The sequence below is a fragment of the Marinobacter sp. genome (assembly GCF_035268745.1).
Lineage (GTDB): Bacteria > Pseudomonadota > Gammaproteobacteria > Pseudomonadales > Oleiphilaceae > Marinobacter.
Window position 1 is genome coordinate 1 of sequence record NZ_DATFKH010000025.1, and the last position, 22,246, is coordinate 22,246.

Sequence of the window (22,246 nt, forward strand, 5' to 3'; positions counted from 1 at the left end):
CGGGTGCCCATCAGGGGCAGGGCTGGGAAACGTTCACCGATAAGGTCATTGAGCTGGCCAACCGGGAGCGCGACGGCGTGGTGTTCATGCTCTGGGGCAGCCACGCCCGCAAGAAGGGCATAAACATCGACCGCAGCAAACACCTGGTGCTGGAAAGCCCGCACCCGTCGCCACTCAGTGCCTATCGCGGGTTTTTCGGGTGCAAGCATTTCTCAAAAGCGAACGATTGGCTGGACAAAAAAGGTAAACCAAATATCAATTGGGCACTGCCGTCGAAAGAAGATTTGTTGAAGCGCTACGGGAAAGCCTGAACTCCAGCGAGTGGAACGGCCTCCCCAAATACGCTGTAAATACTTCCCTGTACGCTCGGGCTCCGCCATCCATGGCTCCGCACGCTTTGGGGAGGCCGTTCCACTCGCTGGAGCGCCCCCAAGGACACCAATGCAGTACGGTCTCTAAATAGGGCTTACTTCAATAAAGCCATAGCCGCTTCCATCTGGGCGTTCAGGTCCTCTTCCTCGTTCAAATCCATCTCGGGGTCCAGCCCCAACCGGTCAAACGCAGAAATCGATTTCCTGTCAATTTCGTTCCAGGGATGCTCAGTGCCGGCAATCAGCTGCAGGTTGGCAATCATCACCAGATCCGCGTAATCCGCAGCCGCTACCTTGCGCTCAAAGTTGCCAAACTCCAGCGGCACATTCTGTAGTTCAACCGGAAAATCCCATTTCTTCAGAATGGCCGTGCCCAGGCGTGGGTGAAGCTCATCGACCACGTTATCCAGCATGATACTGCTGATCTGGATATCATTGTCTTCCACATAGCGCAGAATCGGCAACACTCCGATCAGGTGAACCAGCCCCGCCAGCGTGGCCTGATCCGGCTTCAGCCTGGTGTAATGCTGCGCCAGCACATGGCATATGCCGGCAACTTCGGTACTGGTATGCCAGGTAGACCGCAGGCGTTTGTCGATCATGTCGGAAGTCGCCTGAAACATCTGCTCCATGGCCAGACCCATCGCCAGATTGCTGGTATAGGCCATACCAAGCCGGCTGACCGCATTGTTCAGGTTTTCAATAGCCCGGGCGCCGCGGAACAGCGGGCTGTTGCAGACTCTGATAATCCGCGCCGACAGCGCGGTGTCGGTGCTGATTACCTTGATCAGGTCCAGAATTGCCGAGTCCTCGTTTTCAGCGATCTCACGTACCCGCAACGCGGCCTCGGGCAGGGTCGGCAAAACCAGCTTGTCGTTTTCGATCGCCGTGGTCAGATCAGCTTTTATGGTTTCAACAATATTCGACATGGTCAGTCATGGTCCGCACATTTGGTAGAGGTTAGACCGCCCGGAAGAGGCAGTGGCCCAGGATTGTACAGCCTGTTATAGCAAATTTTCAGGACTCTTCCTGTGATCTTATGTATCAGTGCCCGCTTTCTGTTCCCGCTCCGCCACCTTGTAGGGTAATGCAAGTCGGGTTAAAGGCATTTCCGGTGCATTTTCAGTGACAAGCTGTGAATCGGCAGCGTCGTGACGCACCACCGCCAGGCACTGGTAAGTGTCGTCCGATAACCTCACCGAATTCACGATGTCGCCGACACTGCGTCCTGCTCTTGTCAGAACCATGCCCGGTGCCAGTGGCCCGGCTTCGGCGGGGCAGGAAAATCTGAACAGACTTTTCTTGAGTTGCCCGAGAAAGTGCATACGGGCAATCACCTCCTGCCCGGTGTAACAGCCCTTTTTGAAATGCACGCCTCCGAGAGCTTGCCAGTTCAGCATCTGGGGAACATAACTTTCACGGGTTTCCGGTCCGAGTGATGGCACGCCTGCCGCAATTTCCGATGCCTGCCAGGTCGCCAGTGTCTCCTGTTGAATTGCACCGAGTGCTTTCGCGGTGTCAGGGCAAAGCTCCCCGGTCTGCCAGAATTCGAAGCGGGCAAGCCCTTCACTGGTGTCCATGGTTCGAATCAGGTGACCACGGGCAATGGCAAGACTGTCGCCCGGCGAGGGAAGCCGTGCAGCCGGGTCTCCGGTCATTGCCCCGGCGGCCGACTCCCCGAGCAATCCGATGACTGCGGCGTCGGTATCTATCTCCATTGAGGTGCCACGGAAAAGCATCAGATATTTGCGCAGATGGGCAATGGTTTCAGCGGCCAGTGACTCGGGTAGAGCCATCAGAACATCATCGCTCTCCCGGACCATCCGGGTCAGGCAGTAGGCACGTCCTTTGGGCGAACATGCGGCCGCCCTGGGAGAGAATTTTTCGGTTGCATCTGCTATTTCCTGGCTGAACTGGCCCTGCAGAAATTTGTCCGTGCCCGCGCCGGCAACACGCACAATAACCTGATCGGTCAGGGCAATCCGCGCCGCGCCCGGCAGTGGCCAGGTGGCAGTCGGTAGTTCCGTGTCGGACATTGCGTTCTCCCGATTGTGGTTTTGTTGGGGTTAGAGGCTCCTCAGCTGTTCCCGGAGGCCAGGCGAAGCCAGGCTCTGAGCCGACGATGCAGGTCACCAGGCACGTTGCCGGGCCCCTGTTCTCTGGCCCAGAGTAACACTGTGTGCGGCCAGTTTGTGGTGGCGGCTGGTTTCAGTTTCAACACAACCAGCCGCGGATAAAGCCGGCTGGCAGAGTCGGGGGTTACAGAATAATGCTGGCCGTCACCTTGCTGTACCTGTAATTCGTCGTCGGCAACAGTCAGTCTGATGATCGACCGGTCCAGGCTCAGGCTGCCGTTCAGCTTCCACTGGTAGATTGCTCCGGCCAGGCCGGCCGGCACCAGAATCAGAAAAAAGGGGCTGTAAGCCTGAGCCAGGATCAGGTTGAATATGCTCAGCACAAGCCAGGGGAGGGCGGTAAGGCAGCCTACCCAGGTGCTGGGGCTAACCGGAACATCAATCCGCCCGGACACGGCTGATGATGATATCAACGATGCGCTGGAGGTCCGGGTCTTCGGGCCTGCTTCGCTGCATGAACCACTCGAACATATCGTTGTCTTCGCAGGTGATCAGCTTGTGGTAGCGGGCCTGATCCTCAGCAGGGAGGTCCCGGTAGGCCTGCTCCAAAAAGGGGATTAGCAGCACGTCCAGTTCAAGCATGCCCCTGCGGCTGTGCCACCACAGGCGGTTGAATTCGACATTGTCAGACATTGGGCCTCTCGTGAAAGCGATGGGTGTTCGGTGACGATTTGCCCCTCAGGGCGCTGGTCTTCGATAGGTTGCTGGAGTCAATACGGTATTTTTTGCTTCATTGAGCAGTCCGGGGAAGTCCAGAGTGTAATGCAGCCCACGGCTTTCCCGCCGCTGAAGCGCCGAACAGATGATCAGGTCGGACACGGTGACCAGGTTGCGAAGTTCAAGCAGGTCATTGGATACCCGGTAGTTGCTGTAAAACTCGCCGATTTCCCGTTCCAGCAGATCAATCCGGTGTTTTGCCCGCTGGAGGCGTTTTGTCGTGCGCACGATACCGACATAGTCCCACATGAAGTGTCTGAGCTCATCCCAGTTGTGGGAAATAACCACGTCCTCATCGGAGTCCCGCACCTTGCTCTCGTCCCAGGCGGGCGCCTCCGGTGGGGCCGGGATATCGGATTCCCTTCGCGCGATATCGGCCGCAGCGGCACGTCCGTAGACAAGGCATTCCAGCAGCGAATTACTGGCCATACGGTTAGCACCATGAAGGCCGGTAAAAGCGGCTTCGCCAACCACATAAAGCTGATTGATGTCGGTTCGTGAGCGTTCATTGCTGACAATTCCACCACAGGTATAGTGGGCAGCAGGGACCACGGGGATTGGCTCCCGGGATATATCAATGCCGAAGGAAAGGCACTTTTCATAAACGGTCGGGAAATGATGCCTGATAAAGTCCAGGGGCTGATGGCTGATATCGAGATACAGGTGATCGGCACCCAGTCGCTTCATTTCATGGTCGATGGCACGGGCAACAATGTCCCTGGGTGCCAGTTCTGCGCGGTCATCAAACCTGTCCATAAACCGTTCGCCGTCTGGCAACCTCAGCACGCCGCCCTCGCCCCTCACGGCCTCAGTGATCAGAAACGATTTGGCGTGGGGGTGGTACAGGCAGGTAGGATGGAACTGGTTGAACTCCATGTTGCCGACTCTGCATCCGGCCCGCCAGGCCATGGCAATACCGTCGCCGGATGCGCCGTCAGGATTGGTGGTATAGCGGTAGGCCTTGCTGGCGCCGCCGGTGGCAATGATGGTGAAGCGGGCGCGGAAAAGCTCAACATGGTTGTCTTCAAGGTTGAGGATATAGGCACCAACACAACCATTCCCCGGCAGGGCGAGCTTGCGGTTGGTGATCAGGTCGACCGCAACACGGTTTGACATCAGGTGGATATTGGCCCGGGCCATAGCCTGCGCGGCCAGCGTTGTTGACACCGCGTGACCGGTGGCATCCGCTGCATGAATGATGCGCCGGTGACTGTGACCGCCTTCGCGGGTCAGATGATACTGGGCCTGGTCATCACGGCTGAAATCAACACCGCTGTCTATCAGCCAGTCGATACTTTCCTTGCCATGCTCAACGGTGAATCTGACCGCTTCTTCGTTGCAGAGCCCGCCGCCGGACTTGAGGGTATCGGCAACATGGTTCTCGAGGGAGTCCTGGTCGTCCATTACCGCTGCAATCCCACCCTGGGCCCAGAGCGTCGCGCCGCTGCTGATCTGGCCCTTGCTGATCACAGCAACCTGAAGGTGGGTCGGCAGATTCAGCGCGACCGTAAGCCCGGCGGCACCGCTGCCAATGATCAGAACATCGAATTCGTAGGATTGTGGCATCGGGTTGTTATCGCGGGTCATAATGTGGTTGTGTATTGAACTAAACTTTGCGCTTGCTGTCTATTTGGCGGAACGGGTTGCCCTTAATCTGCAGGGTACGAGTCGGTTCCGTGAATTGGACAAGCGCATGATTTCTCTTTGTAGCAGTGATTCCGGCCTTCGCGCCGGACCCTACCGGAGGTCGGGCGTAACGTCCATGACAGCGGATTCTGAAAGATACAAAGATGATCCTAACGAGGGTCAGACGGACCTGCAACTGGTCAGGAAAGTGCGCCATGGTGACCGGCCAGCATTTGACCTTCTGGTTATCAAATACCAGTCACGTGTTGCATCCATCATAGGACGGTATATCTATGATCACCAGGAGGTAATGGACCTGACCCAGGAAACTTTCGTCAAAGCGTTTCGGGCGATTGAGCGTTTCCGGGGTGACAGTGCTTTTTATACCTGGCTGTATCGCATTGCTGTCAATACTGCCAAGAATTTTCTGGAGTCCCGTGCCAGGCGCCCCCAGAGTGGCACTGATGTCGCCGATGCTGAAAATTTTGAGGATGGATTCCGACTGCGGGATGACGCCTCACCAGACCGCCTGCTGCATCGCGACCAGCTGGAGCATGCGCTGGAAGCAGCGATCGCGGCCCTGCCGGAAGAACTCAGGTCGGCTTTTCTGTTGCGGGAGTACGATGGACTGAGTTATGACGATATTGCGGGAATTCTGGAATGTCCGATCGGCACGGTGAGATCAAGGATTTTCCGGGCGCGGGAGTCGGTTGACAAGCATCTGGGACCTTTATTGGACGAAGCGCGGGCTTGAAGAGGTTGCATCTTATGGATGATCGTTTGAAAGAAACCCTGTCAGCAATGATGGATGATGAGGCGGACGAACTGTCAGTTCGCCGGTTGCTGTCCCGGAAGGAGCAGGATGAGGTGCGAGTCCAGTTTCAGCGCTGGCAACAGATGCGGGACCTGATTCAGCACAGGCATCCTGGGGTGGATTCGATTGACGTGAGTGACGGTGTGAGGAGTGTGCTTGAGGGCCATGATCGCCCTGCCTTGGCACTGCGAACGCCGGCAAAAAAATGGCAGTGGTCGGCGGTGGCCATGGTGACACTCGCTCTGGTGGTCGGGTTCGGCGCAGGTACGGGCTGGGATTACAGTCCGGCGCAAACACAGCAGCCGGCCTCTGCGGGCATCCCCGAACTGGCCATTCAGGGTATGGATGACCAGCAACGGGAGCAGTTAAGCCGTTATCTGTTCAAGCATGCCCAGCATAACAGCGTTGGCGTAGGCCATGCTTCCATGGGGTATGCGCGGGCGGCCAGTGTGTCAGGGGCAGGTTACTGATGGTCATGTTGCGCGCCCTGGGCCGGCTTGTGCTGGCCCTGGCTGTTGTTACGGCATCTGCGGCAACCGGTGTGGCTGCTGAGGAGCAGAAAGATCCGGCTTACTGGTTGCAGAAACTGGGGCCGGCATTGACCAAAACATCCTACAAAGGGGTGTTCGTGTATGTCCGGGGGGATCAGGTCAGCTCCATGCAGGTTGCTCACCGCTTTCACAATGGCGTGGTTGAAGAGCGGCTGGTGATGCAGGATGGCGAGCTCGGGGAGATTGTCCGCAAGGGTAGAAAGGTTGTCTGCGTGGTTCCTGAACATGGTCGACTGGAACTGAGTAGCGCTATACCTTCGGGGCCATTCTCCGAAGCGTTAATCAATCAGCTGACGCCTTTTGGCCGCTGGTACCATCCGGAAATTACCGGTCGCGACCGGATTGCCGGGCACGACGTTGAGCATCTGGTGTTGCGAGCCAGGGATTCCCTCAGGTACAGCCACGAGCTCTGGCTTGAGCGCTCGACCGGTCTGCCGCTGAAAGGCAGGGTTCTTTCCGGGTCAGGAGAGGTCCTTGAATATTTTCATTTTACCAGCCTGGTTATCAGCGACAGTCTTCCCGACGGTGAATTCGAGATTCGTACCGAGGGTCGCGAGGTTTCCCGTCTCCTGCCTCTGGAAAGCCCGCTGATACCGGCGATAAGTGAAACGGGCAGCAGTAACGGTAGCCAGCAGCAAAAAACAGAAGGCTGGACGCTTGGCTGGATACCGGACGGCTTCCATCCGGCCGCAGCCCCGGACGCCGGGAGCGGGGAAGCGTTTGCTTTTTCCGATGGCCTGGCGTCTTTTTCCGTTTTTGTTGAACCGGCCGCAGGTATTGAAATGCCAGTGGGTACATCCAGAATCGGGGCGACAACGGTATATATGCAACGGTTGAAAAATAACGCCAAAGATTTTCTGGTGACCGTCGTCGGTGAAATTCCTCTGGAGACGGCACTGAAAGTGGCTGAATCCCTCGATATTCATGACTCTTCAGTGCTTGGGGCTAACCTTTAATGATTCGTGAGAGCGGCAGGGTTATAGCTCTGAAGGACGATAAAGCCTGGGTTCAGACCATCCGGACCAGTGCTTGCGAGTCCTGTTCTGCCCGCAGCGGTTGTGGCCAGAGAGTGCTTGCCCGAGCCTCCAGTGGCCGTGCCAATCAGATACTGGTAATTAATCATCTGAACGCCCGGGTCGGTGACCAGGTTACGGTTGCCATTGCCGAGTCCGCGCTGATTTCGGCATCCCTGCTGGTTTATGGCCTGCCTCTGGTACTGATGATACTGGGGGCGGTGACCGGCCAGCATTGGCTTCCCCACCAGGACGCCGGCGCCATTGCCGGTGCCGTAGCTGGCCTGGTGGCTGGCTTCGGTCTTGCCGGTATCGTCCAGTCGCGGTCGACGGGCGGATATCAACCGGCACTTGTCGATATACTGCCCGGCACACCATCATAAGATGAAGCTTTGTTAAGAACGTTGAAAATACCTGTGGTGCCCGCACAATAAGGCATCGACCTTTTGTAAAACGGGAGTCCAGAATGCAGAGAATCAACCCTATCCGCCAGTCAATTCTGCTGCTGGCATTTCTGGTAACGGTGTCTGCGCAAACAGTATCCGCCAGAAATTTGCCGGATTTCACCGAGTTGGTGGAAGATAATTCAGCAGCGGTGGTCAATATCAGCACTTCCGCGGAGCGCAAAGCGGCGGAAGGAGGAGCTCACGGCAGTCCCTTCAGCCAGCGGCAGTTCGATCAGCTTCCCGAATTCTTTCAGGAGTTTTTCCGTGGCCCCCATTCGCCCTTTGGTGGCGGATCACCGGGAAGGCAGGCCCCGCGTCAGTCCATGGGATCGGGTTTTATAGTGTCTGCTGACGGCTACGTGCTGACCAACAACCATGTGGTTGAGGGCGCCGACGAAATCATCGTTCGTCTGAATGATCGCCGGGAACTGCCCGCGCGACTGGTCGGCACTGATCCCCGCTCCGATATGGCGGTGCTCAAAATTGAGGATGGCGATGACCTTCCGGTGGTGGAAATTGGCCGGTCCAGGGACCTGAAAGTCGGTGAGTGGGTGCTGGCTATCGGTTCGCCCTTCGGCTTTGATTACACCGTTACCGCGGGAATTGTCAGTGCTCTTGGCCGGTCCCTGCCATCAGAAAACTATGTGCCCTTTATCCAGACAGACGTCGCGATCAACCCGGGTAACTCTGGTGGACCACTGTTCAATCTTGATGGTGAGGTAATCGGCATCAACTCACAGATCTATACCCGCTCGGGCGGATTCATGGGGGTTTCATTTGCGATCCCCATTGATGATGCCATGAACGTATTCCGTCAGCTCAGAGATGACGGCTCGGTATCTCGCGGCTGGCTGGGCGTGCTGATTCAGGAAGTGAACCGGGATCTTGCCGAGTCTTTCGGTCTTGAGCGTCCCCGTGGCGCGCTCGTGGCCGAGGTCATGGCCGGTTCGCCGGCACAGAAGGCGGGCCTCGAGGCAGGAGATATCGTGCTTTCTTACGACGGCGAAGAGGTGGCTCTTTCCTCCGACCTTCCTCCCATGGTGGGCCGGACTCCGGTTGGCGAAACGGCAGAACTGAAGGTTCTGCGCGGCGGCAAGGAGATTGATGTTGATGTGGAAATCGGGCGCCTGCCGCAGAATGGCCAGATCGGACAGGCTGGTGAGCCCGCCGGCGGCGGCGACGACCCTTCATCGTCGCCTCTGGGACTGGGTATCGAGCCTGTGCCGGCTGAGATTGCCGACTCCTGGGACCTTGCTTCCGGTGGTGTTCTGGTTACTGAAGTGACACCGGGCCCCGCTCGTGATGCCGGCATCCGGGTGAATGACGTGATTACCGAATTGAATCGGCAACCGGTAGGCTCGGTTAAGGATTTTCGCAAAGTGGTAAAATCCCTGCCTGACAATAATGCTGTCTCGGTGCGGGTTGTCCGGCAGGGAAGGGCAAGTTATTTTGTAATGAAGCCCTGAGGCGGGCATCCAGCGAGATGTTGCTTGACTCAAACAGCCCCCGCGTAGGTCGAGTAATGGACGTGCACGGGGGCTTCTACTGTATTTGATGCCTATTCATTTGGTGTTCAGGGAACGGACTCGGCATTCATGGCGAATAACAAGGAATTGCCTCTGGGGACTCTGCTCAGGCCACAGCATTCGTGGGTTGCCTGGATACTGCTGATTGCAGCTCTCACCGTTACCGCCATGCTCTGGCAGGTTTCAATACGCCTGGTTGACGACCGCACCCAGGCCCAGTTCAAAACCCAGTCACTGCAACTCAAAACGGCCATCGACCAGCGGCTTCTCAATTACGAACAGGTGCTGGCGGGCAGCGCCGGCCTGTTTGCTGTTGCCGGGCAAGTCAGCCGGGATGAATGGGGGGAGTACATTGATAATGTTGATATCAACCGTTATTACCCGGGTATTCAGGGGATCGGTTATGTCAAGCGGGTCGGGGTACGGGAGATGGCGGAACATATTGCCTCCACCCGTCGCGATGGCATTCTCAACTATCTGGTGACCCCGTTGGGTAGCGGGCCGGATTATTACCCGGTGTTCTACCTTGAGCCCAGTACCAGTCGTAACCAGAAGGCCCTTGGCTATGACGCCTTCAGTGACCCGGTGCACCGGGATGCGATGGCAATGGCCCGCGACGATGCCAGACCAAAGATGACCGGCAAGGTGGTACTGGTTCAGGAGGAAGTAGCCGAGGATCAGGCCAGCTTTCTGATGTATTATCCCCTGTATGAGGGCGGTGCGGCGCCGGAAACGGTAATCGAGCGGCGGCTGTTACTGTCCGGCTATGTATTCAGCGCGTTCCGGATGAACACCCTGCTGGATGGAATTGTGGGTCTGATATCGCCGTTTCTTGACGTCAAGATCTATGATAACGGAACGGTTTCCAGAGAAACTCTGATGTACGGCTCGAACCTGGGCTCACTCGAGGATGACTTCAGTTTTGAAATGAGCCAGAGCATTTCCCACGGTGGCAGGGACTGGCTGCTGCAGACCCGTTCCACCCCGGCTTTTGACTATCTGGCTGCGGACCCCCGGCCAGGCATCGTGCTGGGTTCAGGCGTGGTTATCAGCCTGTTGCTGTTCGGGTTTGCTCTGACTCTGACCCGCGGCCGGATCATGGCCCAGAGCAGTGCCGGGCGTTACCGCGCCATCACCGAGGGCGCTGCCAGTGTTACTCTGGTGCTGGGCAAAACCGGTGAGCCCCGGTATGCCAGCCCCTCCATTCGTGAAATTCTGGGATTTGATCCGGACCATATTGATGATCTGGAGTTGCAAGCACAAGTCCATGAGGATGACTGGCCGAAGCTGAAAGCCGGTTTCGAAAAAGCCCGGCGTACCCCCGGCCAGCAGATCACTGCCATGAAAGTCCGGATCCGCGACGGCGGGGGCAACTGGCACTTCATGGACGGTACATTTACCTCCATGCTCAAGGTACCTGGTGTTCGGGGTGTGGTGCTGAGCCTACGGGACCTGACCCAGCTCAAGGCAGCGGAGACCGAGCTTCACCGGCTTGCATTTTACGATCCGCTGACCGGGCTTGCCAATCGCCAGCTTTTCCGTGACCGTCTTAATCACGTCGTGCACCGCAGCAGGCGCAATCAGGAATCGGCCGCGCTGATGTTTCTGGATCTGGACGGGTTCAAGCGCATCAACGATACCCTCGGCCATGATGCGGGCGATGAGCTGCTGAAGCAGGTTGCCCAGTGGTTGCAGCAGTGTGTACGCGATGACGATTCCGTGGCCCGGCTCGGGGGCGACGAATTCGTGGTGCTGCTGTCCCGGATCAGCTCTCCGGATGCCGCCGGTCAAGTGGCCGGGGCCATTCTTCGCCGCCTTTGCCAGCGGGTTCGTCTCAGCGACCATGAAGTTGGGGTGACGGTGAGCATCGGTATCACCATGATTCCCCACGACAGCGAAGACCCCGGCACCCTGATGAAATACGCCGATCTGGCGATGTATCGGGCCAAGGAACGGGGCCGCAATGACTATCAGTTTTTCACTCCGGCGATGAATGCCCAGGCGGCCCGCCGCCTTCTGCAGCAGGAAGAACTGTCCATCGCTCTGGATCAGGACCGCTTTGTACTGCATTACCAGCCCAAGGTTGAGCTGAAAACCCAGAGGGTGATCGGCGTGGAGGCTTTGCTGCGCTGGCATCACCCGGAGAAGGGTCTGGTGAACGCCCAGCAGTTCATTCTCCTGGCGGAAGAAACCGGACTGATAATCCGGCTGGGGGAAATCGCCCTGCGCCAGGCCTGTATCCAGATTCAGGCGCTGGAAAGGGCCGGGTTCGAATCACTGAAAATGGCCGTGAATCTGTCAGTGCGGCAGTTGATGGATCCGGGTTTTCTGGACATGGTGCGCCGGGTGATCACCGAAACCGGAGTCTCCCCGGAGCAGCTTGAGCTGGAGATGGCCGCAGAATTGCTGAATGAGGACGCAAGGCAGGTCCATGACCTGCTGGTTTCACTGCATGATATGGGGCTGTGCCTGATTCTTGATGACTTCGGCACGGGTGCCTGTTCACTGGTGTCATTGCAGCAGCTTCCGCTGGATGTCATCAAGATTGACCATCGGTTTATTCGCGACATTCCCTACAATGTCAGTGCCACGGATGTTGCCTCGGCAGTGATTGCCCTGGCGCACAAATTACACCTTACGGTGGTGGCTGAAGGCGTGGAAACACCGCAGCAACTCGAGTTCCTCCAGAGTGCCGGTTGTGCGCAGTGCCAGGGTAACCTGTTCAGCTATCCGCTGAATGAGGACGCGTTGATTGGCTTCCTTATCCGTCAGTACGAGAGTCCGCTGATTTCCTGATCATGGCAATAGCGGCGGGTAACCGTTAAAATCACGCCTTCGCCGGAATCCCGCAGCGTACTCCGGCCTCCATCCTTTGTCTTGATACGAGTATTCATTGTCTGTGACTGAACTGAGCCGAATTCGTAACTTTTCGATTATCGCCCACATTGACCATGGTAAATCCACCCTGGCTGACCGCTTCATCCAGCTCTGCGGCGGCCTCACGGACCGGGAGATGAATGAACAGGTCCTGGACTCGATGGATCTGGAACGCGAGCGCGGCATTACCATCAAGGCCCAGAGCGTCACCCTGAATTACACCGCCCGTGACGGTATCGAATACAAGCTCAACTTCATTGACACTCCCGGTCACGTCGATTTTTCCTACGAAGTGTCGCGATCACTCTATGCCTGCGAAGGCGCACTGCTGGTAGTGGATGCCGGGCAGGGCGTTGAGGCACAGTCCGTTGCCAATTGCTACACCGCCATAGAGCAGGGGCTGGAAGTGGTTCCCGTGCTTAACAAGATGGATTTGCCACAGGCCGAGCCGGACCGGGTTGCCCAGGAAATCGAAGACATCATCGGTATTGAAGCCACCGAAGCCGTGCGCTGCAGTGCCAAAAGCGGCACCGGTGTGGACGACGTACTTGAGGATCTGATCCGGCGAATTCCGCCACCGACCGGCGACGTGGATGCTCCCCTCCAGGCCCTGATTATTGACTCCTGGTTCGACAATTATCTGGGTGTTGTCTCGCTGGTACGGGTTACCCAGGGGACCCTGAGCAAAGGCGACAAGATCGTTATCAAGTCGACACAGAAAGCCTGGAATGCAGACAAAGTCGGTATTTTTACCCCCAAGCCGACAGAGACCGGTGGCCTTCATGCGGGTGAAGTGGGTTTTGTTATCGCCGGTATCAAGGATATTCACGGTGCTCCGGTCGGCGATACCATCGTGCAGCAGAAAAACTGGGAGGACATTCCCCGGCTACCGGGTTTCAAGAAGGTAAAGCCGCAGGTCTACGCCGGTCTGTTTCCGGTCAGTTCCGATGACTACAACGATTTCCGTGATGCCCTGGAAAAACTGACGCTGAATGACGCCTCACTGTTTTTCGAGCCGGAAAGCTCGGATGCCCTTGGCTTCGGTTTCCGTTGCGGTTTTCTGGGCATGCTCCATATGGAGATTATCCAGGAACGTCTGGAACGCGAGTATGATATCGATCTGATCACAACCGCGCCGACGGTTATCTATGAGGTGGTTACCAAAACCGGCCAGACTCTCACCGTCGCCAATCCCTCAAGCCTGCCGGATATCGGCTCGATCGAGGAAATGCGGGAACCGATTGTGGAAGCCAATATCCTGGTGCCGCAGGAGCATCTTGGCAACGTGATCGCGCTCTGCGAAGAAAAGCGGGGCATTCAGAAGAACATGCATTTTCTGTCAACCCAGGTGCAGGTAACCTATGAGATTCCCATGGCGGAAGTGGTGCTGGATTTCTTTGACCGGATCAAATCAGCCAGTCGCGGCTTCGCGTCACTGGATTATCATTTCGTTCGCTTCCAGGCTGCGAACCTGGTGCGCCTGGATGTTCTGATCAATGCCGAGCGGGTGGACGCGCTCGCACTTATTGTTCACAGGGATCAGGCAAATTACCGTGGCCGGGCCCTGATCGACCGGATGAAAGAGCTGATTCCCCGGCAGATGTTTGATATCGCCATTCAGGCGGCCATTGGCAATCAGGTGGTGTCCCGGGTGACGGTGAAGGCGCTGCGCAAAAATGTCACCGCCAAGTGCTATGGCGGTGATGTGAGCCGTAAGAAAAAACTTCTGCAGAAGCAGAAGGAAGGCAAAAAGCGCATGAAACAGCTGGGCAATGTTGAGGTGCCGCAGGAAGCTTTCCTTGCCGTACTGAAAGTGGATAAATAAAGGGCATCTGAATGGATATCAATTTTCCTCTGGTTCTGGTTATTCTCACTTTTATAACCGGTCTGATCTGGCTGCTGGACATTCTGGTTCTGCGCAAGCGGCGCCGGGCGCCAGAGCCGCAGGGCGTTTCCACTGAAGAGCCGGAGGATGCGAAAGAACCCTACCTGGTTGAACTCAGCCGTTCGTTTTTCCCGGTACTGGCCATTGTGCTGGTGCTGAGATCGTTTCTGGTAGAGCCTTTTCAGATCCCCTCGGGGTCCATGCTGCCAACGCTGGAAGTGGGCGACTTCATTCTGGTCAACAAGTTCGCCTACGGGCTGCGTCTGCCAGTGGCCGGCACAAAATTCCTGTCGGTGGATGATCCCCAGCGCGGTGATGTGATGGTGTTCCGCTACCCTGAAGATGGCGTTACCAACTACATCAAGCGGGTCGTGGGCATCCCCGGTGACCGTGTTCGCTATCAGGATCATCAGCTTTTTGTCAACGGCGAAATGGTTGAGACGGACTTCGTTGCCCGCCTGCCGCCGGTGGAAATGCTCCGCGAACAGCTTGGTGAAACGGAGCACCTGATTTTCCATACCATGGGCCGAACCGGCAACGGTGGCGAAGGCGAGTGGACAGTGGGTGAGGGTGAATATTTTGTGATGGGCGATAATCGTGACAACAGCAACGACAGCCGGTACTGGGGGACGGTCCCTGATGAGATGGTGGTTGGCAAGGCATTTGCGATCTGGATGCACTGGCAATCGCTGACCAGTCTGCCATCCTTTGACCGTGTCGGCGGCATCGACTAATGACTTTGAATTGCAGGGGTATACCGAACATGAAGCGAACCGGTCTTGCTAACATGCACAGGCAGTCAGGCGCCTCGGCACTGGTCATTCTGATCATGATCCTGTTCTTTGGTGGCCTGCTGACGCTCGGGCTCAGGCTGGTTCCGGCTTACCTGGACGATAAAACGATCAGCGCGGCGGTGGAAAGCATCCGTGACACCGAAGGGCTTTCCCGCATGGGGCCGGCGCAGATCCTTACGCTGATCAACAGGCGCCTTAGCGTCAACAATGTGCGCAGCATGAAACCGGAAAACATCACAGTCGAGAAAATCGACGGAGTTGCCATGATCACGGTGGATTACGAAGTCCGGAACGACCTGTTTGCCAACGTCGATACGGTGATTCATTTCCGGCATGAGTACGAGATGACCGGCCAGTGAGTTCCCAACCCGATCTTGACGAACTTCAGCGTCGGCTGGGTTACCGGTTCAAGTCGCCAGAGCGGCTGGTGCTGGCTCTGACCCACCGCAGCAATGGCAACCAGAATAATGAGCGCCTGGAGTTTCTGGGCGACTCCATTGTCAACATGGTGATCGCCGAATATCTTTATCTTCATTTCGACAAAGCCCGTGAAGGTCAGCTCAGCCGACTGCGTGCCCGTATGGTAAAAGGCGTGACCCTGGCGGAAATCGGGCGTGAATTTGAACTGGGCAAGTACCTCCGTCTGGGTTCCGGCGAACTGAAAAGTGGCGGATTCCGGCGGCAATCAATTCTGGCCGATGCGGTCGAGTCGGTGATTGGTGCCATTTATCTGGACAGTGATTTTTATACCTGCCGCGAGCAGGTGCTGCGGTGGTTTGATCTGCGTCTGAAAAAGCTGGACCTTCAGGATACCCAGAAAGACCCGAAAACCCGCCTGCAGGAGTATCTCCAGTCGCGGCAATATCCCTTGCCCCGTTATGAGGTCATCTCCGTTGACGGTGAAGCCCACTCACAGACCTTTCAGGTTTGCTGCGTTTTGTCGTCACTGGACCGGAAAACCTCGGGTGTCGGCAGCAGTCGCCGTGTTGCAGAACAGGAGGCCGCCCGCAACGCTCTCAAACAGCTGGGTGTGGAGAACGATTGATGAATGATATTACCCGTCCTGAAAATCCGGACAGCCGTTGTGGTTTTGTTGCCATTGTGGGCCGCCCCAATGTGGGCAAGTCCACGCTGCTGAATCATATTCTGGGACAGAAGCTCAGTATTACCTCGCGCAAGCCACAGACGACCCGGCATCAGGTGCTCGGCATCAAGACCCAGGGCCTGTCCCAGGCGATCTATGTCGATACGCCCGGTATGCATGAGGAAGAGCCCCGTGCCCTGAACCGCTACATGAACAAGGCCGCCACCTCGGCACTCAAGGGCGTGGATGTGGTGGTTTTCGTGGTGGACCAGATGACCTGGACCACAGCCGATGACCTGGTGCTGGAAAAGCTTGGCAGCCTGACCTGCCCGGTGATTCTCGCCGTCAACAAGGTGGACCGGATCGAGCGTCGGGAAGCACTGTTACCGCACCTCGAAATGCTGGCAAAAAAGCGTGATTTTGCGGAAATTATCCCGCTTTCGGCGCTGAAAGAGATGAACCTGGAACCACTGGAAAAGTCGGTGGCGGGTTTTCTGCCGCAAAGTGTGCATTTTTATCCTGACGATCAGATTACGGACCGCAGCGAGCGTTTCATGGCCTCGGAAATGGTTCGGGAGAAAATCACCCGCCAGCTTGGCGCCGAGTTGCCTTACTCCGTCGCGGTAGAAATTGAAGAATTCAGACAGGATGGCAAAACCCTCCACATTTCGGCACTGATTCTGGTTGAGCGCGAGGGTCAGAAGAAAATCATCATCGGCGATAAAGGCGAGCGCTTGCGCCGCATTGGTCAGGAGGCCCGGGTTGATATGGAACGGCTGTTTGACGGCAAGGTCATGCTGCGCCTGTGGGTCAAAGTGAAACGCGGCTGGGCCGACAGTGACCGGGCCCTGAAAAGCCTCGGCATGAACGAATTCTGAAACCGGTATGAGAGGGCAGGTACAGCAGGAACCCGCCTATGTTCTGCATCGGAGGGCCTGGCGCGAAACCAGCCTGATGGTGGATGTGTTTGCGCTGAATGCCGGCCGCATTACGATGATCGCCCGTGGGGCCAACTCGGCCAGAAGTCCGCTCAAGGCCCAACTGCAGCCTTTCCAGCCGCTGGTACTGGACTGGGCCGGGGCCAGCGACCTCAAGACCCTGACCCAGACCGATGTCCGCCCCGGGCCCTCGCTGACCGGAACACTGGCGCTTTACAGCGGTCTTTATGTAAATGAGCTGCTCCAGCGCACCCTTCCCCTGGCCGACCCGAATCCGAGGCTGTTTGCGGCCTATATCGATCTTTTGCATGAACTGTCCGGCACAGACGATGTCGAGCCGGTGCTCCGGCGATTTGAAAAAACTTTCGCCGGGGAACTGGGTTACAGCTTTGCATGGGATCAGGCCACCGATACCGGCGAGGCGGTAGAAACCGGACAGCAATATTATTACGATCCTGAGCAGGGTATCCTGGCCCGTCGCTCGGCAACCGCCCGTTTACAGGGACTGTCCGGGGCGACACTTCAGGCCCTGGCAGCCGGCGATCTCGAGTCCCCGGATTGTCGTCGTGTTGCCAAAAGGGTGACCCGTGTTCTCGTCGACTTTCTGCTGCAGGGCCGTGAACTGAACAGCCGCCGGTTATTTTCCAGTCACCGAGGAGAACGCAAACATGACTGCTAACACAACGACTTCTCGCGCAGGGTCCACCAGAGTGCTGCTCGGCGTCAATATTGACCACGTTGCCACGCTTCGCCAGGCGCGAGGAACCCGCTACCCGGATCCGGTTCAGGCCGCGTTACTGGCGGAAGAGGCCGGTGCTGATGGCATCACCATCCACCCCCGGGAAGACCGTCGTCATATTCAGGACCGGGATGTGTTGCTGTTGAAAGAAACACTGAACACCAGGATGAATCTGGAAATGGCCGTCACCGAGGCGATGATTGTGTTTGCCGAGCAGGTCCGGCCCGAATGCATATGCCTGGTGCCGGAGAAGCGTGAAGAGCTGACAACGGAAGGTGGGCTGGATGTGGCAAGCCAGGAAGCACGGGTGACGGAGGCCTGCAACAGGTTGTCCCGCATTGGCTCCGAGGTGTCCCTGTTTATTGACCCCGACCTGTCCCAGATAGACGCAGCCCTGCGATGCGGAGCGCCAGTGATTGAGCTGCATACCGGCGAGTATGCCGAGGCGGATACTCCTGAGGCTGAAGCCCGGGCCTTTGGCAGAATCGCGACAGCGCTTGGCTATGCTTATAAACAGGGCCTGGTGGTGAATGCCGGCCATGGCCTGAATTATCACAACACCGAAAGGGTGGCGTCGTTGCCGGGAATCAACGAATTGAATATTGGCCACGCGATTGTGGCCCGGGCCTTATTTGTCGGGCTGAAAGAAGCTGTGCGTGACATGCGCGGGATTCTTGATCGGGCAGGCCGCTGACGGGCCGGATTGCGACGGTGGATTGCTACTCTGTGATCGCGTTGCGGCCCTGGCTCCGGAACAACGGCGGCCAGTCGGTCTGCTCGCTCCACATCAGTATGCGCTCCATGGCGGCGACAAGCCGGTCCTTGTGATATTCCATATCCTGCGCCTCCTGCTTAAGCGCGGTCTCAAACCGGCTGGTTGCCGCCCTTAACTCCGGGACGCCGCAATATCGCGTGGCGCCGTGCAGTTTATGAACGCACTCCAGCAAATCTTTCAGGTGGTTGGCTGACCACAGCGAATCAATTCGTCGTGTGTCCGTGTGCAGTTGCGCCACCAGCATGCTGAACAGTTCCTCCGCCAGATCCGCCTTGCCGGCTGCAAGCTGAATGCTTTCCGCTACGCTGACGCAGTCGTTCTGCTGCTTTCGGCTGGAAGGACGCACCGAACGCTGATGGCTCAGTTCGGTTACCTGCGACTGGCGCGGGGCAGGGGCATCTGGCTGGCTGGCATAGCCGGTATAATCCTGTATCGTCTTTACCAACAGGGTATTGCTGATCGGTTTTGCCAGATAGCCATCGAAAACCCGGCGCGTCAGCCGCTCCTGCTCGTCCCCCGGAGCATGGGCCGTCAGTGCAATGACCGGTGTGCGGTGACTGTTATCGTCCATTTCCCTGAGGCGCCGGGTGGTTTCCACACCATCCATACCAGGCATCTGCAGGTCCATGAACACCAGGTCGAATCGACGTTGCCGGATTCTGGTCAGGGCTTCAAAGCCACTGCTTGCCCCCTCGGCATCCAGCTGATAATCGTTAAGCAGTGTCATCACCAGCTTCAGATTGGCTTCGTTATCATCTACCGCAAGGATTCTCGGCGCTTGTGCCAATGCTGGTTCCGACGGCTCTTCCGGCTTCGGAATATAAGCCGGCAGCAGCTCCGGGTCCTGGGTAATTCCGTGCACCAGTAACAGCAGCTCGTTGTAGAATGAGTCACGGCAGACCGGTTTGGTCAGATGCCCGCTGGTCAGCCCGGAGAGTGGGGTGTCGTGGGTTTCCAGTGTTGGCGTCAGCAGCAGAGTCCGGCAGTCGCGCTCAAACTCAAGGGTGCGGGCCAGCCTGCAGTACTGACTGGAATTCAGCAGGTGGCGGGTAATGCCAATGATGGCCAGGGCATAGCCGGACTGCCGCCGCTGGGCTTCCTCAACCTGCTCCTGCAGGGCCGCCGGCGAGGAGACCCGGTCGACCGTCATGCCCCACTCCCGCAGCATATGCTCCACCGCCAGGGCGGTGGTTTCCTGATGATCAAGATAGATAACCCGCTCGCCGCGCAAGGCATCCCTTGGACTCACCGGGTCCCCGGAGGACGACAGTTCGGAGCTGAGGGTAAACCAGAAGGTTGAGCCCTTGCCCAGTTCACTATCGAGGCCGATAGTACCCCCCATCTCCTCTACCAGCCGTTTGGAAATTGCCAGCCCCAGCCCGGTGCCGCCGTATTGCCGCGCGGTGGATGCATCTGCCTGGCTGAAGGCATTAAACAGTGACTGCTGCTGGGCACGGGAAAGTCCGACGCCGGAATCGGCGACACTCAGGCGCAGGGTAATCCGGTTGGACTCCTTGTCCTCTTCCTCAAAACTTGCCCTCAGAACCACTTCACCGGTCTGGGTGAATTTGATGGCATTATTCACCAGGTTGGTGATGACCTGTTTGACCCTTAACGGATCGCCCATCATGTTGTCGGGAACGTCGTTATAGACCAGTGGTACCAGATCCAGGTTCTTGCTGTGGGCGGCTGGTGCCAGCATTACCATGACTTCCTCGATGATATCCCGGAGCTGGAACGGAATCCGGTCAAGGATCAGCTTTCCGGCCTCGATCTTGGAGAAATCCAGAATGTCGTTGATGATGGTCAGAAGAATTTCCGAGGACTTGCGAATGGTGTTCAGATGATCCCGTTGCTGACGGGGTAACGGGCTTTTCAGCAGCAGATCGGTGAAGCCGATAATGCCATTGAGCGGCGTGCGTATTTCATGGGACATGTTGGCCAGAAATTCGGATTTGATGCGACTTGCCTCGAGGGCTCCCTTGCGGGCAAAGTCCAGTTCGATGTTCTGGATTTCGATGGTTTCAAGGGTTTCCCGCAGATCTCCCGTGGCCTGGTCAATGTTTTGCTGCATCTCGGCCTGGGCTGTGCTCAGTTCGCCCGCCATGGCGTTAAGGCCGGACTCGAGCTGCTCGAACTCGGGCCCCGCGCGGGTATGAACCCGGGTATCCAGTTTGCCTTCCTTTAGCCTGGCCACGGCTTCGTTGAGCTGGAACACCGGATCGGTAAAGACGCGGCTCAGGTGCAGGGCAATGGCCAGGCTCAGCAGCACACCGCAAAGTATCAGCAGCAGGGAAATAAGCAGGGCTTTGTAGGTCTCTTTCTCCGTGCGCACATGGGACATCTCAACCGTTGCCCAGCCTATCGGCTGCTCACTGCGGTTCAGGCCCTGGCGCGACTCCGGGTCCATCACACTTTCGATCATCAGGTCCTGTGGGTGAACCGGATTAATAAAAACGGTGCTGTTATCGCGGGTGATCTGAACAGGCTGCTGACTGGCGATCGCCTGCTCGCGGATATCCTCCGAACTACCGGGACCGGTGTGCAGCAGGCGCCGGCCTTCACTGTCGAAAAAAGTAACGGAGCGAACATCCTGCTCCTCCAGTAGCGCATTGGAAAGGCTGCTGAGCAGGCTGCGATTGGCGGTAAAAAGGCCGTATTCCGAGCCTGCCGACAGCTGGCGGGAGAGCGATTCGCCGCGATCTTTCAGTACGCTCTCGATATTATTCACCCAGCTGAAGGTGAAAAACATCCCCAGCAGAAGAGCGGTCAGCAAGGTGGGGATAAGCGTCACCACCAGTACTTTTTTGCGAATGCCCCAATGTCGCATAGTGTTTTTCCGATTTGTCCGGTCGGCTCGACAATGTTGATTAATATTCGTGGTTATAGCCCGAGAGCATGGGAATATCGAGAACCTGTATTGGGCGGCCGCTGCCAATACGCGTATCATGCGGGGCTGAATTGTATCACAGGCTTGAGGTGCCGGCGCGAGGAGTGGTCGCCGCTACCGGACTGCTGACAGCGAATGACAAGATAAGGTAACAGCATGCAGTTTCCGACCATCGAAGATTATGTTGGACACACACCGCTGATCCGCCTCCAGAGGCTTCCCGGCGACACCAGCAATCTGATTCTTGCCAAGCTGGAAGGCAACAACCCGGCCGGCTCGGTAAAGGATCGCCCCGCCACCAGCATGATTCAGGAGGCCGAACGCCGTGGCGAAATCCAGCCGGGCGATACCCTGATCGAGGCAACCAGTGGCAATACCGGTATTGCCCTGGCCATGGCCGCAGCCATCAAGGGTTATCGCATGGTGCTGATCATGCCCGAAAATCTCAGTGAAGAGCGGCGGGCATCCATGCGCGCTTATGGTGCCGAGATCATTTCTGTAACCAAAGAGGAAGGGATGGAAACCGCCAGGGACCGCGCCCGGCAGATGGAATCGGAAGGCAAGGGTAGGGTGCTGGACCAGTTTGCCAACCCTGACAACCCGCTGGCCCATTACCGCACCACCGGCCCGGAAATCTGGGAACAGACTGGCGGACTGATCACGCACTTTGTCAGTTCCATGGGCACCACCGGTACGATCATGGGCGTATCCCAGTACCTGAAAGAGCGTAATCCGGATATTCAGATCATTGGTTTGCAGCCCCGGGATGGCGCTTCCATCCCCGGGATCCGGCGTTGGCCTGAAGCCTACCTGCCGAAGATTTTTGATGCCTCCCGGGTTGATGAAATTCTTGATGTGGGCCAGGAAGAGTCAGAGGTTACCATGCGGGCTCTGGCCAGCCGCGAGGGTATCTTTTGCGGCGTTTCCTCCGGGGGGTCTGTCGCTGCCGCGCTGAAACTGTCTGAAAAAGTTGAAAACGCGGTGATCGTTGCCATCATCTGTGACCGGGGCGATCGCTACCTTTCCACAGGTGTTTTTCCCGGCGCCTGAAATCCAGCAAGAGAA

General features: G+C 57.3%; 21 protein-coding genes. 15 read left to right on the forward strand and 6 right to left on the reverse strand.

Features of this window, described 5'->3' with window-relative positions; translation table 11 throughout:
• On the forward strand, window positions 1–311 hold a 311-nt coding region (locus VJ956_RS01350; RefSeq protein ID WP_324080801.1), incomplete at its 5' end, for a uracil-DNA glycosylase family protein.
• Between the two features lie 155 nt (window positions 312–466).
• On the opposite strand, the gene VJ956_RS01355 is transcribed toward VJ956_RS01350, so the two are convergent.
• From VJ956_RS01355 to nadB, 5 genes are all read right to left on the reverse strand, one after another.
• Window positions 467–1,300, reverse strand: coding sequence for an HDOD domain-containing protein (locus VJ956_RS01355; RefSeq protein WP_324080803.1), 834 nt, complete (start codon window positions 1,298–1,300; stop codon window positions 467–469).
• Window positions 1,301–1,408: 108 nt separating this feature from the next.
• Window positions 1,409–2,407: a folate-binding protein gene (locus VJ956_RS01360; protein ID WP_324080804.1), complete on the reverse strand. Its 999-nt coding sequence runs from the start codon at window positions 2,405–2,407 to the stop codon at window positions 1,409–1,411.
• A 41-nt stretch (window positions 2,408–2,448) separates the two neighbouring features.
• Entirely contained in the window at window positions 2,449–2,919 is a 471-nt protein-coding gene (locus VJ956_RS01365; protein WP_324080805.1) for a hypothetical protein, read from the reverse strand.
• Window positions 2,885–3,139: a succinate dehydrogenase assembly factor 2 gene (locus tag VJ956_RS01370; protein ID WP_324080806.1), complete on the reverse strand. Its 255-nt coding sequence runs from the start codon at window positions 3,137–3,139 to the stop codon at window positions 2,885–2,887. The genes VJ956_RS01365 and VJ956_RS01370 overlap by 35 nt, the downstream gene beginning before the upstream one ends.
• Window positions 3,140–3,184: 45 nt before the next feature.
• Entirely contained in the window at window positions 3,185–4,789 is a 1,605-nt protein-coding gene (gene nadB / locus VJ956_RS01375) for an L-aspartate oxidase (protein WP_324080912.1), read from the reverse strand.
• 196 nt (window positions 4,790–4,985) lie between these two features.
• Here nadB and rpoE point away from each other — a divergent pair, with 196 nt between their 5' ends.
• From rpoE to pdxJ, 13 genes are all read left to right on the forward strand, one after another.
• Window positions 4,986–5,603 carry an RNA polymerase sigma factor RpoE gene (rpoE, locus tag VJ956_RS01380; RefSeq protein ID WP_324080807.1) on the forward strand — a complete coding sequence of 206 codons (618 nt, stop codon included), beginning with the start codon at window positions 4,986–4,988 and terminating at the stop codon, window positions 5,601–5,603.
• Between the two features lie 14 nt (window positions 5,604–5,617).
• Window positions 5,618–6,133, forward strand: a complete 516-nt coding sequence (locus VJ956_RS01385; protein WP_324080808.1) for a sigma-E factor negative regulatory protein — start codon at window positions 5,618–5,620, stop codon at window positions 6,131–6,133.
• Window positions 6,133–7,170 (forward strand): MucB/RseB C-terminal domain-containing protein, encoded by a 1,038-nt coding sequence (locus tag VJ956_RS01390; RefSeq protein ID WP_324080809.1) that lies wholly within the window; start codon window positions 6,133–6,135, stop codon window positions 7,168–7,170. The genes VJ956_RS01385 and VJ956_RS01390 overlap by 1 nt, the downstream gene beginning before the upstream one ends.
• A complete protein-coding gene (locus VJ956_RS01395) occupies window positions 7,170–7,610 on the forward strand; it encodes a SoxR reducing system RseC family protein (protein WP_324080810.1) in 441 nt (146 codons plus the stop codon). Before VJ956_RS01390 ends, VJ956_RS01395 begins: the two co-directional genes overlap by 1 nt.
• A gap of 83 nt (window positions 7,611–7,693) precedes the next feature.
• Window positions 7,694–9,139 (forward strand): DegQ family serine endoprotease, encoded by a 1,446-nt coding sequence (locus VJ956_RS01400; RefSeq protein WP_324080812.1) that lies wholly within the window; start codon window positions 7,694–7,696, stop codon window positions 9,137–9,139.
• Window positions 9,140–9,268: 129 nt separating this feature from the next.
• Complete coding sequence (locus VJ956_RS01405; RefSeq protein WP_324080814.1) at window positions 9,269–11,995, forward strand: bifunctional diguanylate cyclase/phosphodiesterase; 2,727 nt, start codon at window positions 9,269–9,271, stop codon at window positions 11,993–11,995.
• 103 nt (window positions 11,996–12,098) lie between these two features.
• Window positions 12,099–13,901: a translation elongation factor 4 gene (gene lepA, locus VJ956_RS01410; protein ID WP_324080816.1), complete on the forward strand. Its 1,803-nt coding sequence runs from the start codon at window positions 12,099–12,101 to the stop codon at window positions 13,899–13,901.
• An 11-nt stretch (window positions 13,902–13,912) separates the two neighbouring features.
• Window positions 13,913–14,695, forward strand: a complete 783-nt coding sequence (gene lepB, locus VJ956_RS01415; RefSeq protein ID WP_324080818.1) for a signal peptidase I — start codon at window positions 13,913–13,915, stop codon at window positions 14,693–14,695.
• 29 nt (window positions 14,696–14,724) lie between these two features.
• The gene (locus VJ956_RS01420) at window positions 14,725–15,114 is read left to right on the forward strand and encodes a DUF4845 domain-containing protein (protein WP_324080820.1); all 390 of its coding nucleotides are present in this window, start codon (window positions 14,725–14,727) and stop codon (window positions 15,112–15,114) included.
• Entirely contained in the window at window positions 15,111–15,800 is a 690-nt protein-coding gene (gene rnc / locus VJ956_RS01425) for a ribonuclease III (protein WP_324080822.1), read from the forward strand. Before VJ956_RS01420 ends, rnc begins: the two co-directional genes overlap by 4 nt.
• Window positions 15,800–16,717, forward strand: a complete 918-nt coding sequence (gene era / locus VJ956_RS01430; RefSeq protein ID WP_324080825.1) for a GTPase Era — start codon at window positions 15,800–15,802, stop codon at window positions 16,715–16,717. Before rnc ends, era begins: the two co-directional genes overlap by 1 nt.
• A gap of 7 nt (window positions 16,718–16,724) precedes the next feature.
• Window positions 16,725–17,456 (forward strand): DNA repair protein RecO, encoded by a 732-nt coding sequence (gene recO, locus VJ956_RS01435; RefSeq protein ID WP_324080827.1) that lies wholly within the window; start codon window positions 16,725–16,727, stop codon window positions 17,454–17,456.
• The gene (gene pdxJ / locus VJ956_RS01440; protein WP_324080829.1) at window positions 17,446–18,210 is read left to right on the forward strand and encodes a pyridoxine 5'-phosphate synthase; all 765 of its coding nucleotides are present in this window, start codon (window positions 17,446–17,448) and stop codon (window positions 18,208–18,210) included. The genes recO and pdxJ overlap by 11 nt, the downstream gene beginning before the upstream one ends.
• Before the next feature lie 25 nt (window positions 18,211–18,235).
• On the opposite strand, the gene VJ956_RS01445 is transcribed toward pdxJ, so the two are convergent.
• Complete coding sequence (locus VJ956_RS01445) at window positions 18,236–21,121, reverse strand: ATP-binding protein (protein ID WP_324080831.1); 2,886 nt, start codon at window positions 21,119–21,121, stop codon at window positions 18,236–18,238.
• 216 nt (window positions 21,122–21,337) lie between these two features.
• On the opposite strand from VJ956_RS01445, the gene cysM reads away from it, so the two are divergent.
• Complete coding sequence (cysM, locus tag VJ956_RS01450; RefSeq protein ID WP_324080833.1) at window positions 21,338–22,231, forward strand: cysteine synthase CysM; 894 nt, start codon at window positions 21,338–21,340, stop codon at window positions 22,229–22,231.
• The last annotated feature ends 15 nt before the right edge of the window (window positions 22,232–22,246 follow it).